We start from the raw sequence: 435 nt of genomic DNA, 5'->3' as shown, positions 1-435 counted from the left end.
CATGTCGACACGGCCTGACGCCTACCTGCGGGACATGCTTGCGCAGGCGGAACGGGACCTCGCCGCGGCCGAGCTGCGCCGGGCCCAACAGGCGCGGATCGTCGCCGGCCCGCTCAATAGCCCTGAGATGCGTGCCGACGCGGAACTGCTTCTGCGCGAGATCGACCGGACTATCGCGTCCATCCGGGCGAACCGCCATTTGATCGCGGTCATCCTGGCCTGATCAAGCCGAGCCGGCGGCTACGCCGACGCCGCGTTCGCCGACGCGTCCCACGGCCAAGCGCTTCTCGTCCCTGCACAATGGCATGTCGGTGGCAGAGGCCTCGACGATGGCACAGGAACCAATCTGCGAGATGCGTGTCACGGGCCGTTGCCTTCGGTGATCGCGCTGCCGGCGATCGACCCCTTATGCGAGCCCGCGTTGAAAACATGGCC

Annotated in this window: 1 protein-coding gene; it reads left to right on the top strand. The window is 67.6% G+C overall.

The features are described 5' to 3' along the window. On the top strand, nt 1-223 hold a 223-nt coding region (locus ACU8YE_RS25510; protein ID WP_446930392.1), incomplete at its 5' end, for a hypothetical protein. Nucleotides 224-435: the final 212 nt, after the last annotated feature.

It is taken from the genome of Ralstonia sp. VS2407, assembly GCF_052950655.1.
The sequence above is the reverse complement of the archived record's forward strand: the minus strand, read 5'-3'. Positions and strand labels throughout refer to the sequence as shown.